Source organism: Streptomyces sp. 12E, from assembly GCF_055633275.1.
Genome location: NZ_JBVNCJ010000001.1, coordinates 2,762,515 through 2,778,737 on the forward strand (window position 1 = coordinate 2,762,515; position 16,223 = coordinate 2,778,737).

A 16,223-nucleotide genomic window follows, 5' to 3' on the forward strand; every position below is an offset into this window, starting at 1 on the left:
TCGCCGGCCGGGGCAGGAGGGAGTCCCGGTACCGCGCCGACGGTGAGGCGCGGTACGTGAGCCGAGCCCAGGGAGGCCGGGGTGTTCGAGGGGTTCGAGACGGCGCGGATCGATGTCGGTGAGGCTCGCCTCTTCGTCCGCTTCGGTGGGGACGGTCCGCCAGTGGTGCTGCTGCACGGCCATCCCCGCACATCGGCGACGTGGCACCGGGTCGCTCCGCTGCTCGTGCGGGCCGGCCACACGGTGGTCTGTCCGGACCTGCGGGGATACGGGCGCTCCAGGGGGCCGCGTTTCACGGCGGATCATGCGGGCTATTCCAAGCGCGCGGTTGCCGGGGACGTGGTGGCCGTGATGCGCCACCTCGGGCATCGCCGGTTCGCGCTCGTCGGACACGACCGCGGAGGGAGCGTGGCGCTGCGCCTCACGCTCGACCATCCCGAGACCGTCTCCCGGGTGGTCTTCGCGGACTGCCTGCCGCTGACGGAACATCTGTCGCGGATCACCGCCGAGTTCGCCACTCAGTGGTGGCACTGGTTCTTCTTCGCGCAGCCGGGCATCCCCGAGCGCGTCATCACCGCCGATCCCGACAGTTGGTACCTCGGCGACCGCGAGGCGATGGGACGGGAGAACTACGACGAGTGGCGGCAGGCCACCCGCGATCCCGACGTGGTGCGGGCGATGCTCGAGGACTATCGCGCCGGCCTCACCGTCGACCGACGACACGAGGAGGCCGACCGCGCCGCCGGTGCGCGCATCACCTGCCCCACGCTGGTCCTCTGGTCGCTTCAGGACGATCTGGAGGATCTGTATGGAGATCCCCGCGCGATCTGGCGCCGGTGGGCCCACGACGTCCGCGGCCACGGCATCGACTCCGGGCATCATGTCGCCGAGCAGGCGCCCGAAGCACTGGCCTCGGCGCTTATCGACTTCCTTCGGCCGGGCCCAGAACTCCGGTAGTGGCCGCTCACGGAGCTCGGCCACAAGAGCTGAGCCAGGGACGGACGGTCGCAGTAGCGTCAGTCAGCGTGCACACACCACGGGAAGCGGGCCGGAGCCCGAGGACGGACAGCAGACGTCCACCGCTTCGGGAGGCGCCTGCCTCCGGCTCCGTTCGATGTGGACGACCTGGGACGGCGCAGCTTTGAGGTGGGGGCGCGGCGGGTCGCCGGCCTCCTCCGTCTCGGCGCGTCGGCGGCGCAAGCCGGCGTGGGAACCTGCTGGTCCCGGCGGAGGCAGCCCCTGTCATCGTGTGCTCGATGGGTGAACTGGTTGAGCGCGTCGACGAGCAGGACCGGGTGCTGGGGGTCGTCGACCGGGCCGAAGCGATCCGTCAGGGCCGGCTGCATCGCATCGCCACGATCGTGTGCCGCGACGCGGACGGACGGTTCCTCGTCCATCGCCGCCCGGACGGTTCGTCCCGCTTTCCCGGTCAGTACAACTGGATGCTCGGCGGTGCGGTCGATGTCGGCGAGTCGTACGAGGAGGCGGCGGACCGGGAGTTGTCGGAGGAACTGGGCGTTCGTGCTGCCCCGCGCTTCGTGCTCGAGTTCCCGTGCGCGGGGGCGATCGGTCCCTACGGCTCGGACTGCACGAGGTCGTCATCACGGCGCCCGTCCGGCCGAGCGTCCAGGAAGTCGCCCGGCACGACTGGCTCACCGAGTCGGAGCTGGAGTCCCTCGTACGGGGGCGGAAGTTCGTCCCGGACGCCCGCGAGGCGTTCGACTGGTACCGCGGTCCGAGCCGGGCGGGCCGTTCCCCGAGCTGAGTCCTTCATCGGCTCACCGCACTGTTCACGGAGGGGTCGCACGTCGGTGTCCGTGCACTCACGGATGTCCGCCTCGGGTCGCGCCTGTCCGGTTCCTTGGCGCCTTCCGAAGCGGTCGGCACCTGCCGTCCGTTCCCGTCTCGTGGACAGAGCCGGGCGGGATCGTCCGCGAGGGCGGCCGGGGTGAGGGCCAGGGCGGTCATCACCGCCCATGCCGTCAGGAGGCCGCGCGGGGAACCCTTGTCCGTGTTCACCTGTCCGCCTCGTTCCTCGTCGCTCTCCCGCGGTCACGCGCCTGTGGGCGGGTCCTCGGGCACCGGCTGTCCCGGATGTCGCGGTCCGTCACGGCCGGTGGGCCGTCACGGCCGGTGGGCCGTCACGGCCGGTGGGCCGTCACGGCCGGTGGGCGGGTTCCTCGCCGGGTCGGCGGCGTGCACCGGACGGTACCGCCGGCCGGGCCGACACGGGGCGCGCACCCGCCCGGACTCCCCGTCGGGCGGGTGCGCGCCCGGACGCTCCGGGGCGGGCGTCGCGGCCCGCCCCGGAGCGGGGTTCAGGCGATGGCCAGGCGCACCTGGGCCGAGTCCGTCCCGGCGAAGGTGAAGTCGAACTGCTCGCGGACCCCGGAGCCGCAGGCCTGCTTCGTGCGGTAATCGCCGTTGCCGCCGACGACGCGGACCACGGCGCACTTGCCGTCCATGCGGGTGTCCTCGAGCCAGCCGGCCACCCGCACGGCGCCGCCCGAGCAGCTCAGGGACCAGCCGGCGATCGCACCGTCGATCTTCGGGGACGCCGTGGACGGGCAGGTGGCGGCGCTCGCCGTGCCGGCGGCGCCGAAGGCCAGCCCTCCGGCGAGGACGATCGTCGACAGCGCGGACAGGACGGTCTTGCGGACAGCGGACATGGAAGTACCCCTTCGGATGGAGAGTGGTCGGAAAGCGCTCCGGTGTCACGCCCCGGGCACGTCGACCGCCGGTGAGGGCGGGTCGCTTCGGCCGGGGAGCGCCGGGCACGGCAACCAGAATGACCGCGGGGGCGGGGTGCGGGAAGGGATTCCGGGGGGTCTGCGCAGGCGCATCCATGCAGGCTCCGTGCAGCCTGCGGGAAGGGGCCCTGACCTGCGGTCATGCCTGTCGGAAGTGGAGATCGCGCATCATGCGGCACGGGGCGGGCGGCGTGCATGCGGGCCGCCCCGTGCGGAGGTCTCACGCGGGCGGGCGGCGCGGCCCGCTCACGCCGGCGTGGAGGGCCGTGGAGTCGCGGGTCCCTGGTGGGCGGGTGCGCCGGTCGGCGGGCGCTGGAACACCAGCAGGGCCAGCCAGGTGTCGGCGTCCGCGTGGCCGTTCGGCCGCAGGCCGTGGCGGCTCTGGAAGTACCTCAGGTCCTCGGCGGTGGCCGCGGTGAACTCCCCCGACACCTCCGTGCCGCCCTGGCCCGTGTTGTGCAGGAGCTCCTGGAGGGCCAGGACGGCGTGTCCGTCGGCTCCGCGCCCGAGGGGGATCACCAGTTCGGGCCAGGTGTCCTCGCCGACCTTGCCGTCGGACGGCAGGTTGTTGCGGCGCTGGAAGTCCATGACGGCGTCCCGGGTCTCGTCCCCGAAGTACCCGTCCGCCTTCACCTCGTAGCCGTGTGCCCTCAGCAGGTGCTGCAGGGCGCGGCCGGGGGTGAAGTGGTCCTCCTTCCGCTTCATCAGCAGCGGCCACTCCAGCGGCGCGCCGCTCGCCGGAACGGCCCCGGCCGCCACGCCGTCGGCCGGGGTCCGGGGGTGGGGGGCGTACTGGTCGCGCACGACCGCCCCGGCGACGAAGGCCAGCGCCACCGCCGCGGCCACCAGCGTCGGCCGCACCCACCGAGCTCGCCACGGGCGGCCCGGGGCGCCGCGTCCGCCCGGGCCGCCCGTGGCGTCGGCCGGGGCGGCGGGCTGCGGGACGCTGCCGACGGGCGCGTGGCCGCTGTTCTCCTCCCGTACCGCCCGGCACAGCTCCCGTGCCTGTTCCAGCTCCGCCGCCGGGGCGCGCAGGTGGGCGTGGAGCGCCTCCACCACCCTCGGCGGAGCGGTCGAGGTGTGCTTCGGGTTGAGGTAGCGGGAGAGCGTCGTCTGGTCGACGCCCAGTTTCGCGGCCAGTGCCTGCTGGGTGGGCCGCGTGCCGCCGGGTGCGCTCCCGGCCTCCTCCCACCAGCGGCGCAGCAGCCGTGCCAGCCGCTCCCCCGGCCGCTGCCCCCGGTCCTGGGCCTCCGGCTCGTGCGCCATGCGTTCCTCCCGTCGTCTCGCGGAACGGCCGGGCGTCCACGCCGCCTGCATCGCCGCATAACAGCAGGTCGATCGCGTGCATGACGGTGAGCGCGGGTGCATCGGCCCACAGCAGCGCAGATCGTAGTGATGCCGGACGGGGGGGTTCGGGGCCTCCGCCGCGGGCCGTCCGCATCGCGTACGACCGCCGGACGTTCCGCGGTGCCGCGATCCGGCTGTCCACGGCCCCTGCGGGGAGCCGTGCGGAGCGCCGGCGCGGAGAACCACGCGTTCACCCGGACGAGTGCGGGTGCGATGTGCTCCCGGCACGCGTCGCTCACCCACAGGAAGGACGGCCGGCCTTCGTCGGCGTCGCGACGGCGTCGGGGTCGGCGCGGTCCACGACGTCGGTGAAGCAGGACCGGCCGTCCGCTTCGAGGTCCCGCACCGAGGGGGAGGCGGCCAGGACGGGCGCCGCGGCGTCGAGCGGGCGCCGGACCGTCCCGTCCGCGACCGATGACGGACCCGGCGGGTTCGTCCCTGGAAGGGGCGGAGAAGCATCTCGCCTCGTCGGTGACGGCCGAGGCGTGGGGTGGAACGCGGGCGGATCTCCCGTTCCGCTCCTCACTCGGCGTCGAAGGCCTCCCGTGCCTCTTCGATCCGGGGCATGTACGTCCGTACCCAGTCCAGGAGGACGTCGACGGGAGGGCGCATGGTCTTCCCCAGTGGAGTGATCCGGTACTCCACCGCGACAGGCCTGGAGTTCACGACCTCGCGCTCGACGATGCCGTTGCGCTCCAGCCTGCGCAGGGTGGCGGTCAGCGACTTCTGCGTGACCGAGGGGATCGCGCGGCGCAGCTCGTTGAACCGGCGCGGCCCCTCGCACAGCTCGCTGAGCACGCTCAAGGACCACTTGTCCAGCACTTGGTCGAGCAGTTCGCGGTGCGGCGCCGGGATGCTCAGCTCGTCGTCGTGGGGAGGGGCGGTATCGGTCATGAAACCTGGTCTCGTTGAAGTGTCCTGCGTCTCCTAGGTATCAAAGCTATACCAAGTCCGTCGTTCGAAGGAGACCATCGTGGCCGTTCAGCGTTTCACCCCCGAGGGCTTGTTGCAGCCCACGCCCTACCATCACGTCGCCGTCGGCACCGGCAGCAGGCACGTCCACGTCAGCGGGCAGATCTCCAGCCTCGCGGACGGGACGCCCGTCGCGCCGGGGGACCTCTCCGGACAGGTCGCGCAGGCGCTGCGCAACACCGCACGCGGTCTCGCCGGGGCCGGCGCGACGTTCGACGACGTGGTGCGGCTGACCTTCTACGTCACCCAGTGGGAGCCGGAGAAGATGGGCGCCTTCATGGCGGGCGTCGAAGGTGTGGCCGACGAGATCGGGCTGCCGCAGCCCTTTCCCCCGTCGTCGCTCATCGGCGTCGACTGCCTCTTCGAGCCCGGCGTCCTCGTCGAGATCGAAGCCACCGCCCTCGTCGACTGACCGACCGCCCGCACAGGCCCGGTCCGCCGGTGGCAGGTGAGGTGGCCGGCCTGGTCGTGGTGGTGCCGAGCAGGCCGGAGAGGGCTTCGTCGGACAAGGGACGCGGCGCGGGCCGGCCGGTCACGGCACGGCCAACCGCCGTGGCCGCCCGGTCGTTTCCCGAACTCCACGGCGGTGTCGTCCGGTCGGGGAGGAGCCCCGCGTCACCGCCTCGGCCGGACGGCCGAGGCGGTGCGCGCGTCCGGTGGTGGCCCGCCGGACGGTCCTCAGCCGCCAGCCGGGGGGCTGGGCTCGCGCCGCATCGCCCAGAGCACCGGTCCGCCGCCCGGCAGCCGCAGTTCCTCGTGCACGGTGAAGCCGAAGTGCTCGTAGAAGGGGAGGTTGGACGGCTTGGAGGACTCCAGGCAGACCGGCAGGCCCGCGGCGTCCGCCTTGGCCAGTCCCGAGCGCAGCAGGGCGGCGCCGTGCCCCCGCCCCCGGGCGGCCGGGTCGGCGCCGATCACCGCCAGGTACCAGTGGGGCTCCTTCGGGGAGTGCTCGGCCGCCGCCTCCACGGCGCCGCGGAACAGAGGAGCCCGGTCGCCGAGGATGTCCTGGAGTTCCCGGACGGTCTCCGCGTCGGGCACGGCCTTCGCCTGCCCCTCCGGCGGCACCCAGAAGGCGGCCGCGCCCCCGGTGCGCTCGCACACGCCGTGCTTGACGTACTGCCGGGTGAAGAGGGTGGTGAAGTAACGGCCCGACGCCGCCTCGCGGGAGGAGTCGTCGGGGAAGAACCACCGCATCATCGGGTCGTCGCCGAAGGCTCTGGCGAGAGTACGGCCGACCGCCCGCGCATCGTCGGCCTTCGCCGCTCTCGGGATGTTCGTCATCGGCATGCGGGTCATTCTGCACGCTTGACGATCTTCAGCTTCGGCGAGGGTCCGTACGCGACGGCGAGGGAGAAGCGGGACCAGGGATCCGCCCGACGAACAGACGAACAGACGAACAGACGAACAGACGGACATACGAACAACGGTACGAACCCGGTTGAGCGCCACTAGCATTCAGCCGACACATCGGGCACAGCCGACGCACCGGGGGACGGATGCTCGCCGAGGAGTACGGGTACCAGGTGTCACCGCGTCCCGCGGTAGACACGCCCGGGATGCGGGCGCAGGTGGAGCAGATCGGGAGAAGCTCGAACCGCCGGGCCCTCTGGGTGGTCCCGCTCATGCTCCTCGTAGCGTTCGCTGTCAGCGCGGTGTCCGATACAGGGCTCTTTCCCTTCATCGCCGTCCCGATGGCCGTCGTCTTCGCGCTCGGCTGGGTGTTGAAGGCGAAGCTGGCTCCGAAGCAGATGCTGCGCATCCTGGAGAACAACCGCTGGCAGGTGTGGCCGTGCCGGCTAGAGGAGGTCCCGGGGAAGTCGTCCGAGCGCCGCGTCCTGCTGCTGGCACCGGACAAGAGCGTCGCGGCGTCGTTCCGGGGGAACGTCCCCACCGACGTCTGGCTCGGAATGGCCGACGGCCGGGGGGTGCTGTGGTTCGCCGGTGATCTGCGCTTCCCGGCCGTCGCCGCCCTCCCCGGCGGTGCTCCGTTGTGGTCCGTCGTTCCGGAGAAGCCGGAGCAGCGGACACCGGAGCCCCCGCGCGGTGGCGACGGCGGCTCGGTCGTCGACGACCTGATCTCCGAGGCCCGTTCGGCGGTCATCTGGAACATGCTGAACTGAGACCGGCCCGCACCACGGATCAGGGTCCGGCGGTGATGCGGGCGACCGCCTCGCGGGTCAGTGCGCGGTCGCAGGGGGTGTCGTCCAGGGCGCGGTGGAGGGTCAGGCCCTCGATGAGGGCGTCCAGTCGGCGGGCCGTGGGCGCGGGGAAGTGGTGTTCCAGGAGGGTGCGGCTGCGGCGCATCCAGCGGGCGCACAGGGCGCGGTAGGGCTCGTGGCGGGCGGCCAGGGTGTAGAGCTCCTGGGTGAGGATCAGGTCGCGGCGGGGGTTCTCGGAGAGGGTGTGGATGAGGTCGGTGACCGCCTCGCGGGCCTCGTCGGCGGTGGTGGCGGCGCCGAGGTGCTGTTCGAAGACGGTCACCACGTGGTCGGCGTAGCCGGTGAAGGCCTGGAGCAGCAGGTCGTCGATGCCGGTGAAGTGGTACGTCATCGAGCCCAGCGGGACCCGGGCCCGTGCGGCGATCTTGCGGTGGGAGACGCCGGCGACGCCCTCCTCGGCGATCAGGTCGAGCGCCGCCGCGAGGATGCGCTCGCGGCGGTGGGGGTCGGTGTGTCCGGTGGCCATACGGGCGGGGTCAGATCGTGCGGACCGGGCGGGCCGGGTTGCCCACGGCCACGACGTTCGCCGGGACGTCCTTGGTGACCACCGCGCCGGCGCCGATGACGGAGTTGTCGCCGATGGTCACGCCGGGGCAGATGATCGCGCCGCCGCCGAGCCAGACGTTGTCGCCGATGGTGATGGGCAGCGCGGCCTCGAGCTTGTCGCGGCGGGGCTGTGGCTCCACGGGGTGGGTGGGGGTGAGGAGCTGGACGTTCGGGCCGATCTGGCAGTCCTCGCCGATGGTGATCCGGGCGACGTCCAGGGCGGTCAGGTTGTAGTTGACGAAGGTGCGGGCGCCGATGCTGATGTTGCTGCCGTAGTCGACGTACAGGGGCGGGCGCACGTCGACGTCGTCGCCCACCGAGGCGAGGAGCTCGGTCAGGATCGGCCTCGCCTCGGCGGGGTTCTCGGGATAGGCGGCCTGGTAGCGGGCCGCGAGCCGCATCGCGCGCTGCTGGCGGCGGGCGATCTCCGGGTCGTCGGCGATGTACAGGTCGCCCGCGAGCATGCGCTCCAGGTTGGTGCGCGGGTCGTTCGCGAAGTGGTCGTCCGTCGGCATGCCGCCATCGTACGCACAAGAGCGTACGAACGTACACTCCGGTCGCCGCGTGTCCGTCTCAGTCCAGGTCGCCGCGCTCGACGCAGAACTCGTTGCCCTCGGGGTCGAGCAGGCTGACCCAGCCTCCGCCGTCGGGGCGGGTGTGGTCGGCCAGTTGACGGGCGCCGAGTCCGATGGCGCGGGCGACCTCCTCCGCGCGGGTGCGGCCGGTCGGCCTGAGGTCGAAGTGGAGGCGGTTCTTGGCGGTCTTGCCCTCCGGCACGCGCACGAAGAGCAGGCCGGGCCCGCCGGACGGGTCCGCGACCAGGGCCTCGGGGTCGCCGGGCCTGTCGTCGTCGGCGAGCGGGTTGCCCAGCATCGCGCTCCAGAAGGCGGCGAGGTCGTAGGGGTCGCCGGTGCAGTCGAAGGTGATGTGGCGGATGACGGGGTTCAACGGTCCTCCGGGGCGGGCGGGCGGTGTGGCTTCCGGCCCGCAGGATGGCGGGCGGGGAGGGGTGGTGTCGAACCTCCTGGCGGGCGGGGGCGGGATCCTGACGTGAGCCGGCCCCGGACACGGGTCCGGGGCCGGCTCACGTCAGGCGGTTCTCACGTGTCCCACGTGTACCGGGCCGCGGCCCGGCCGTCACGCCGGGGTCAGCTCCGCGCGGCCGAAGAGCAGGGCGTAGCCCGGCGGCAACTGGGCCAGGACGCGGGTCACCAGGGCGTCGCCGACCAGGTCGGGCAGGACGCTCAGGACCGAGCTGACGTCCCAGCGGGCGGTCGCCGGGGTCGCGCCCTCGATGCGGGCGGCCACCGAGTCGACGAACTCCGCGGCGGTCAGTCTGCGGGTCACCGGGATCTGCGAGGCGACCACTCTGGCCGCCTCCTCGGGCAGGGCGCGGGCCAGGTCGACGCGCTCGTCGCCGACGACGTGACCACCGAGGGCGGAGAGGACGACACGGGTGACGCTCTCCGCCTCCGACCGCGTCGGGTACTGGCCCGACTCCCGTACCGCGTCGATCAGTTGGTGCCAGCTGTCGTTCCGGGGCGCTGCGGCCGGGGCCGGGATGCCTCCGGTCGGCTTCGGGGTCGCGGGCTTCTGCGGTGTCAGCGTGGTCATCCGGTGCTTCTCTCCTTCTCCGGTTCTCCAGTGCCCCGGTCTCCGGTTCTCCAGTGCCCCGGTTCTTCCCGGGCATGTGCCGCCCTGCGGGCCGGATGTGCGCGGGGGCGCGTCCCGCGGACCGTCCGGGTCCGTGGGACGCGCGGGGTGAGCGGGTGCGCGGGACGCGCGGGGGGGGTCAGCCGCCGATCTGCTTGCGGCTGTCGCCGCCGGTGATCTGGATGCGGCGCGGCTTGGCCTGCTCGGCGACCGGGATGCGCAGGGTCAGGACACCGGACTCGTACGACGCGTCGATGCGCTCCGTGTCCAGGGTGTCGCCCAGGAACAGCTGGCGGGTGAAGGTGCCGGTGGGCCGCTCGGCGACCACGGTCTCCGCACCCTCGGGCGCCGGGGAGCGGCGCTCGGCGCGCACGTTGAGGACGTTGCGCTCGACGTCGAGCTCGATCGTCTCGGGGTCGATGCCGGGGAGGTCGAAGTGGACGATGAAGTCGTCCCCCGAGCGGTAGGCGTCCATCGGCATCGCCGAGGGGCGTCCGTTGGAGGTGGCGCCGAAGACCTGCTGCGCGAGTCGGTCGAATTCGCGGAACGGGTCGGTACGCATGAGCATCACGGTCATCTCCTTCCGTGGGTGTCATCTGCGATGCCCTTACGGTCTTGCTTTCTTATATAGCGCGGGGGAGGAAAGTTGACAAGCCAAGACTCAGGTTGTGTCGCGCGACCGGACGCGAGCCTGGTCACGGGCCCGGTCACGGGCTTGGGTGCAGGGGTGGGCGCGGGCCCGGTCACGGGCTTGGGCGCAAGGGTGGGCGCGGGCCCGGTCACGGGCTTGGCGCGGGTCCGGTCATGGGTCCGGTCGTGGGCTCGGCATGGGCCCGGTCGCGGGTCCGGGCGCGGGGGCCGTCTCCCGGAGCGCTAGCCTCGGAGTCCGGACGACCCCGGCCCGGCGGGCCGGCGCAGCGGCAGGAGGCAGCAGGATGGCGAAGGTTCCCAGTTCGGTGGTGGCCGCGAGCGGACTCGTCGGGGGGTACGGCGTGGCCCGCTGGACCCGGAAGCGTCAGCTGGGCGGTGTCGTGCTCGCCGCCGCCGGGGCCGCCGCCGCGCAGCAGTGGCGGGAGCGGGCGGGGAGCGGGGCGGCGGGGGCGCTGTCGGTGGCGTACGTCGCCGCGTTCGCCGGGTCGCACCCGCTGGCGAAGAAGGTGGGCGCCTGGCCCGCCGTGTTCGGGGCGGCGGGGGCCGTGGCGCTCGCCTCGTGGGCGGTGGCCGACCGGCGGGGATGAGGCGGAAGAAGGGCGGCCGTGCGACGGGGCTCCGGCGACCGCGCCATGGTGCCCGGGCCGACCGGGCGCCCGGGCACCATGGCTCAGGATCGTTCCACCGGGCCTACCGGCAGTACTCGTTCTGGTAGACGATCTTCAGCTGGTCGGTCTCGGTCCGCTCGCCGTCAGTGGCGTAGATCTCGGCGGTGTACTCACCGACCGGCGCCAGTCCCAGGGAGAAGAAGACGTAGCCGTTGACGGCCAGGCTGCCGTCGGCGGGGTCACGTTCGTTCGTGCCCGGGGGGATGACCTGGCGGCCCAGGTTGGCGGAGGACTGGCCCGGCAGGTTGCGGATGCCGGTCGTGATGGGCTTCGACCAGCTTCCGGACACCGGGGACAGGGCGTACGTCCATGAGAACCCACCACGGACGCACACCACCTGCCCCTCGGCCTCCAGCGTCCATGTCGAGGTCGAGGCGGACGCCGGAGACGCTCCGAGGAGTGAGAAGGCCAGGGCAGAGGACAGGCCGAGGAGTAATCCGGCCCCACGACGGCTTGTTTTCATCGGTACCTCCTGATCGAGGGCATGGGGGTGCACGAGGCGGCACGACGTTCCCGTCGGCCCGGTTCGCCGATCCGAAGAGGTCGGCCGCCGTCAGCGAGTGTCACCCGTGTGACGATCCTCGAACAAGGGGTTAGTTGCACTTTCAAAGACCAGTGGCCCGATATCGCCGTCCGGTGTCCGACAAGGGCCGCCGCCACGGCCCCTGCGGCCCGGTCACTCCCCCGCCGTCCCCTCCTTCGCCCCGGCCGCCGACAGCGGGCTCGCGATGTCCTCCAGGGAGCGGCGTTCCGCGTTGACCGCGAGGAAGGCCGCGACCAGACCCGCCGCGCACATCAGGCCGGCGCCGATCTGGAAGGCGAGGACCGTGTCGCCGACCACGCCCGTCTCCGTGAGCTTCGCGAACAGCAGGGGGCCGCTGATACCGCCGGCGGCGGTGCCGAGGGCGTAGAAGAAGGCGATCGACATCGCGCGGGTCTCCATGGGGAAGACCTCGGAGACCGTCAGGTACGCGCTGCTCGCGCCGGCCGAGGCGAAGAACAGGACCGCGCACCAGCAGGCGGTGAGGGTCGCCGCGTCGAGCGAACCCCGGTCGAACAGCCAGGCGGTGCCGAACAGCAGGATGCCCGAGAGCAGGTACGTGCCGGAGATCATCACCCGGCGCCCCACCGTGTCGAACAGCTTGCCGAGCAGCAGCGGGCCCATGAAGTTGCCGACCGCGATCACGGCGAAGTAGTAGCCGGTGTTGCCGGACGGGACGTCGAAGAACGTGGTCAGGATCGCGCCGAAGCCGAAGGTGATGGCGTTGTAGAGGAACGCCTGGCCGATGAAGAGGGAGAAGCCGAGGACGGAGCGCTTGCGGTACCTGGCGAAGACGGTGCGGGCGATCTCGGTGAACGTGACGTTCTTGCGCTGGTGGATGGTCAGCTCGCCCTCGGCGCGGGGCAGCGGCTCGCCGCGCTCGGCCTCGACCCGGCGCTCGATGTCGCCGACGATGCGTTCCGCCTCCTCGTCGCGGCCGTGGATCAGCAGCCAGCGCGGGCTCTCGGGGACGTGCCGGCGTACGAGGAGGATGACCAGGGACAGGACGGCGCCGAGGGCGAAGGTCAGGCGCCAGCCGACGTTCGCCGGGAAGATGTCGGTGTTCAGGGCCAGGATCGACAGCAGGGAGCCGCCGACCGCGCCCAGCCAGAAGCTGCCGTTGATCATCAGGTCGACGCGGCCCCGGTACTTCGCCGGGATCAGCTCGTCGACCGCGGAGTTGATGGCCGCGTACTCGCCGCCGATGCCGAAGCCGGTGAGGAAGCGGAAGAGGAAGAACCACCAGGTGTCGAAGGCGATCGCGGTGAGGGCGGTGGCGCCGAGGTACACCGCGAGGGTGATCATGAAGAGCTTCTTGCGGCCCCAGATGTCGGTCAGACGGCCCCAGAACAGGGCGCCCGCGCAGGCGCCGGCCACGTAGAGGGCGGCGGCGATGCCGGTGACCTCGCCGGAGGTGATGGGCAGTCCGCTGCCGGGTTCGGAGAGGCGGCCGGCGATGTTGCCGACGACCGTGACCTCCAGGCCGTCGAGGATCCACACGGTACCGAGGCCGATGACCACGGACCAGTGCCAGCGGGACCAGGGGAGGCGGTCCAGGCGGGCGGGGATGCTGGTGGTGATGGTGCGTCCGGTCTCGGACTGCGCGGTGGTCATGGGCTCCCTCCCTGGCGAAGCGAACCTCCGTATGCCCCCGGGCGGGGGTTTTCACGCCCGCCCGCCTTTCGCGGCGGGGCGGCGGGGCTTCTCGGGGTGCGGTGCGCGGGGGTGCTGCGGGTGCGTCGTGGCCGTTCGCGCGGTTCCCCGCGCCCCCGGGGGCGTTGCGGTCGCCGCCGGCCGGCACGTGCCGGAGGGGCCGCGGCACGTCGTGTTCCCGCGGGTGCGTCGTGGCCGTTCGCGCAGTTCCCCGCGCCCCCGGGGCGTTGCGGTCGCCGCCGGCCGGCACGTGCCGGGGCGTGTCGCGCTACGCGCCCAGGGCCTGGGAGATCGTGTAGATCAGCAAGCCCGCCAGGGAGCCCACCACCGTGCCGTTGATGCGGATGAACTGGAGGTCCCGGCCGATGTTGGCCTCGATCTTCTTCGTGGTGTGCTCGGCGTCCCAGCTCGCCACCGTGTCCGTGATCAGGGAGGTGATCTCCTTGCGGTAGGTGGTGACCACGTACACCGCGGCGCTCTCCAGCCAGCCGTCGACCTTGCCCTGCACCTTGGGGTCGAGCGACATGCGGGCGCCCAGGGAGAGCAGCGAGGCGCGCACGCGCAGGCGCAGTTCGCTGTGCTCGTCCTCCGCCGCCGAGACGATCATGGATCGTACGGCCGTCCACACGGAGGCGATCAGGTCCTGCACCTCGCTGCGGCCGATGATCTCGCTCTTGAGGCGCTCGACGCGGGCGCGGGTGTCGCCGTCGGACTGGAGGTCGGAGGCGAAGTCGGCGAGGAAGCGGTCGAGGGCGCCGCGCGCGGGGTGGGTGGGCATGTCGCGCATCTCGGTGACGAAGCGCAGCAGCTCCTTGTAGACGCGCTCGCCGACCTTGCGGTCCACGAACTTGGGGGTCCAGCCGGGCGCGCCGCCGTGGACGGCGTCCATCACGGTGTCGCCGTGCAGCACCAGCCAGTCGTGCGCGCGGGTGACGATGACGTCCACGGCCCGCTTGTGGCCGCCGTCGGCGACGATCCGCTCCAGCAGCTTGCCCATGCCCGGCGCGACCTCCTGGGCGTCGGCGCGGCGGGTGATGGCCTCGCCGACCACCGCCTGGACGTCGGAGTCGCGCAGCACGGTCAGCGCGCCGCGCAGGGCCGTCGACAGCTCGGCGGTCACCCGGTCGGCGTGTTCGGGGACGGCGAGCCAGGCGCCGAGCCGGCTGCCGATGCCGACGGCGCGCAGCCGCTGCCGCACGACGGCCTCGGAGAGGAAGTTCTCCCCGACGAACTCGCCGAGGGAGACGCCGAGCTGGTCCTTCTTGGTGGGGATGATCGCGGTGTGCGGGATGGGCAGGCCCAGGGGGTGGCGGAAGAGCGCGGTGACGGCGAACCAGTCGGCGAGCGCGCCGACCATGCCGGCCTCGGCCGCGGCGGCGACGTAGCCCGCCCAGGGGCCGGCGCCCTGGTGGGAGGCCCATTTGGCGAGGACGTAGACGACGGCGACGAACAGCAGCAGTCCGGTGGCGGTGAGCTTCATCCGGCGCACCCCGCGCCGCTTCTCCTCGTCCGCGGGGCTGAACGTGTTCATCGCGCGGTTGGTGAAGGCGCCGGCACGGGCATGCTGCCCCTCGGCGCCGCCCTCACCGGTCTCCGCCGTTCCTGCCGTTTCTGCCGTCTCGGTCCGTTCCATCCGCTCCACCCGTTCGGTGATCCCTCACACATTGTCCCTTCCTGACCGACTACTGGAACGTGACAGGAGTTCCCGGCGTCTGTCCGGAAGGGGTTCGTCCCGGGGGATCACCCAAGGATCCCCCGGATCGGTCTTCCCCTCCCATGGATCATCATGGGTTCATCGGATCGGAGCCTCGGGCTCCCGTCTCCCGAGCAGAACGGAACAGCATGACCCGGGGTCGTGACGGGGGCGCGGTGACGCCTCCCGCCCAGCAGCGCGCCCTGCTCGCCGCGGTCGTCGCCGCGGTCCTGGCGGTCTCCGCCGCCATATACGTCGGTGTCGGGGTCGACGACGGCACGCGGGAACGCGGCGCCCTCGCCGACGACCGCGGCGCACGGAACAACCCGGCCGCGCCCGCCTCCACCGGCGCCTGGGTCACCTCCTGGGCCGCCTCCCCGGTCGCGGGCGAGCCCGGCACCGGGACGACGGGGCTCATGGACCGCTCGGTGCGCAACGTCGTCCACACCAGCGCCGGCGGTACGAGTGCCCGCGTCACACTGTCCAACCTCTACGGCCGGTCGCCGCTGAGCATCACGCACGCCTCCATCGCCGTGTCGGCCGACCCGGACACGGCGGCGGCGCTCGCGGAGACGGTGCGGCCGCTGACCTTCGCAGGGAACCCGGCGGTCGTCGTCCCGGCGGGCGAGCAGGTGGTGAGCGACGCGGTGCGCATCGCCGTCCCGCACGACGGGGACGTGCTGATCACGACGTACTCCCCCACCGCGTCCGGACCGGTCACCCACCACCCGCACGCCCGCCAGATCTCGTACGTCGCCGACGGCGAGCACACCCGGGACGCGACGGGGGCGGCCTACACCGGGCGGAGCAGGGCCTGGCGGTACGTGACCGCGCTGGACGTGCTGAGCAACGAGTCGGACGGCACGGTCGTCGTCCTCGGGGACTCGCTGACCGACGGCGTCACCTCGACGACCGGGGCGAACAACCGGTGGCCGGACGTGCTGTCCGACCGGCTGCGGTCGGCGACCGGGGCCGGGCGGGACGTGCCGCGGTACAGCGTCGTCAACGAGGGGATCAGCGGGAACCGGGTCCTCACCGACGGACCGGGGCGGCCCGCCGAGAACGCCAGCGGGCTGAACCGGTTCGAGCGGGACGTGCTGGGGCGGGCCGACGTCGAGGTCGTCGTCGTCGCGCTCGGGATCAACGACATCCTGCGGCATCCGGGGACCGCCGATCCGGAGGCGATCGTGGCGGGGCTGGACGAGCTGGTCGAGCGGGCTCATGCGCGGGGGCTGAAGGTCGTGGGGGCGACGCTCATGCCGTTCGGCGGGCACCGTGGGTACACGGACGCGCGGGAGGGCGTGCGGCAGGCGGTCAACTCGGAGATCCGGGCGGGGCGGGTGTTCGACGCGGTCGTCGACTTCGACGAGGCGCTCCGGGATCCGTACGATCCGCGCCGGTTCCGGGCGGAGTACGACTCCGGGGACCGTCTGCACCCGAGTGACCGGGGATACACCCGGATGGCGGAGGAGTTCGATCTCGACGATCTGAAGGGCGGGGCTCCGGCGCGGCTGTAGGGGGCCGGGGAGC

At 72.6% G+C, this 16,223-nt stretch carries 17 protein-coding genes and 1 pseudogene; 6 read left to right on the forward strand and 12 right to left on the reverse strand.

The genetic code is table 11. The annotated features are described in order from the left end of the window. Window positions 1–81: 81 nt before the first annotated feature. Window positions 82–957 (forward strand): alpha/beta fold hydrolase, encoded by an 876-nt coding sequence (locus ACZ8ZB_RS12905; protein WP_470737861.1) that lies wholly within the window; start codon window positions 82–84, stop codon window positions 955–957. 299 nt (window positions 958–1,256) lie between these two features. Further along, window positions 1,257–1,765: pseudogene (locus ACZ8ZB_RS12910) on the forward strand (NUDIX hydrolase). Between the two features lie 553 nt (window positions 1,766–2,318). On the opposite strand, the gene ACZ8ZB_RS12915 reads toward ACZ8ZB_RS12910, so the two are convergent. The 3 genes from ACZ8ZB_RS12915 to ACZ8ZB_RS12925 all read right to left on the reverse strand — a co-directional run bounded on the left by ACZ8ZB_RS12915 (window position 2,319) and on the right by ACZ8ZB_RS12925 (window position 4,991). Beyond that, window positions 2,319–2,669, reverse strand: a complete 351-nt coding sequence (locus ACZ8ZB_RS12915) for a hypothetical protein (protein ID WP_470737862.1) — start codon at window positions 2,667–2,669, stop codon at window positions 2,319–2,321. Window positions 2,670–2,996: 327 nt separating this feature from the next. Further along, window positions 2,997–4,016: a peptidoglycan-binding protein gene (locus ACZ8ZB_RS12920; protein WP_470737863.1), complete on the reverse strand. Its 1,020-nt coding sequence runs from the start codon at window positions 4,014–4,016 to the stop codon at window positions 2,997–2,999. A gap of 603 nt (window positions 4,017–4,619) precedes the next feature. Then, complete coding sequence (locus tag ACZ8ZB_RS12925) at window positions 4,620–4,991, reverse strand: winged helix-turn-helix transcriptional regulator (protein WP_470737864.1); 372 nt, start codon at window positions 4,989–4,991, stop codon at window positions 4,620–4,622. Between the two features lie 79 nt (window positions 4,992–5,070). Between ACZ8ZB_RS12925 and ACZ8ZB_RS12930 the strand changes: the two genes are divergently transcribed. Continuing rightward, a complete protein-coding gene (locus ACZ8ZB_RS12930) occupies window positions 5,071–5,481 on the forward strand; it encodes a RidA family protein (RefSeq protein ID WP_381228607.1) in 411 nt (136 codons plus the stop codon). 266 nt (window positions 5,482–5,747) lie between these two features. Here the strand turns inward: ACZ8ZB_RS12930 and ACZ8ZB_RS12935 are convergent, their stop codons facing one another. Then, window positions 5,748–6,365, reverse strand: coding sequence for a GNAT family N-acetyltransferase (locus tag ACZ8ZB_RS12935; RefSeq protein ID WP_470737865.1), 618 nt, complete (start codon window positions 6,363–6,365; stop codon window positions 5,748–5,750). Between the two features lie 326 nt (window positions 6,366–6,691). Here ACZ8ZB_RS12935 and ACZ8ZB_RS12940 point away from each other — a divergent pair, with 326 nt between their 5' ends. Continuing rightward, window positions 6,692–7,189 carry a hypothetical protein gene (locus ACZ8ZB_RS12940; RefSeq protein WP_470737866.1) on the forward strand — a complete coding sequence of 166 codons (498 nt, stop codon included), beginning with the start codon at window positions 6,692–6,694 and terminating at the stop codon, window positions 7,187–7,189. A 19-nt stretch (window positions 7,190–7,208) separates the two neighbouring features. On the opposite strand, the gene ACZ8ZB_RS12945 is transcribed toward ACZ8ZB_RS12940, so the two are convergent. From ACZ8ZB_RS12945 to ACZ8ZB_RS12965, 5 genes are all read right to left on the reverse strand, one after another. Beyond that, window positions 7,209–7,754, reverse strand: a complete 546-nt coding sequence (locus ACZ8ZB_RS12945; protein WP_470737867.1) for a TetR/AcrR family transcriptional regulator — start codon at window positions 7,752–7,754, stop codon at window positions 7,209–7,211. 10 nt (window positions 7,755–7,764) lie between these two features. Further along, complete coding sequence (locus tag ACZ8ZB_RS12950) at window positions 7,765–8,349, reverse strand: sugar O-acetyltransferase (protein ID WP_470737868.1); 585 nt, start codon at window positions 8,347–8,349, stop codon at window positions 7,765–7,767. 58 nt (window positions 8,350–8,407) lie between these two features. Then, entirely contained in the window at window positions 8,408–8,782 is a 375-nt protein-coding gene (locus tag ACZ8ZB_RS12955; protein WP_470737869.1) for a VOC family protein, read from the reverse strand. Window positions 8,783–8,971: 189 nt separating this feature from the next. After that, entirely contained in the window at window positions 8,972–9,448 is a 477-nt protein-coding gene (locus tag ACZ8ZB_RS12960) for a DUF2267 domain-containing protein (protein ID WP_470737870.1), read from the reverse strand. 178 nt (window positions 9,449–9,626) lie between these two features. Next, a complete protein-coding gene (locus ACZ8ZB_RS12965) occupies window positions 9,627–10,055 on the reverse strand; it encodes an Hsp20/alpha crystallin family protein (protein WP_470737871.1) in 429 nt (142 codons plus the stop codon). A gap of 367 nt (window positions 10,056–10,422) precedes the next feature. Here ACZ8ZB_RS12965 and ACZ8ZB_RS12970 point away from each other — a divergent pair, with 367 nt between their 5' ends. Continuing rightward, complete coding sequence (locus ACZ8ZB_RS12970) at window positions 10,423–10,725, forward strand: hypothetical protein (RefSeq protein ID WP_470737872.1); 303 nt, start codon at window positions 10,423–10,425, stop codon at window positions 10,723–10,725. 103 nt (window positions 10,726–10,828) lie between these two features. On the opposite strand, the gene ACZ8ZB_RS12975 is transcribed toward ACZ8ZB_RS12970, so the two are convergent. The 3 genes from ACZ8ZB_RS12975 to ACZ8ZB_RS12985 all read right to left on the reverse strand — a co-directional run bounded on the left by ACZ8ZB_RS12975 (window position 10,829) and on the right by ACZ8ZB_RS12985 (window position 14,633). Next, entirely contained in the window at window positions 10,829–11,269 is a 441-nt protein-coding gene (locus ACZ8ZB_RS12975; protein ID WP_470737873.1) for a DUF5980 family protein, read from the reverse strand. 213 nt (window positions 11,270–11,482) lie between these two features. Further along, window positions 11,483–12,961 carry an MFS transporter gene (locus ACZ8ZB_RS12980; protein WP_470737874.1) on the reverse strand — a complete coding sequence of 493 codons (1,479 nt, stop codon included), beginning with the start codon at window positions 12,959–12,961 and terminating at the stop codon, window positions 11,483–11,485. Between the two features lie 307 nt (window positions 12,962–13,268). After that, window positions 13,269–14,633 (reverse strand): DUF445 domain-containing protein, encoded by a 1,365-nt coding sequence (locus ACZ8ZB_RS12985; RefSeq protein WP_470737875.1) that lies wholly within the window; start codon window positions 14,631–14,633, stop codon window positions 13,269–13,271. A gap of 209 nt (window positions 14,634–14,842) precedes the next feature. Between ACZ8ZB_RS12985 and ACZ8ZB_RS12990 the strand changes: the two genes are divergently transcribed. Beyond that, window positions 14,843–16,210 carry an SGNH/GDSL hydrolase family protein gene (locus ACZ8ZB_RS12990; protein WP_470737876.1) on the forward strand — a complete coding sequence of 456 codons (1,368 nt, stop codon included), beginning with the start codon at window positions 14,843–14,845 and terminating at the stop codon, window positions 16,208–16,210. Window positions 16,211–16,223 lie beyond the last annotated feature (13 nt).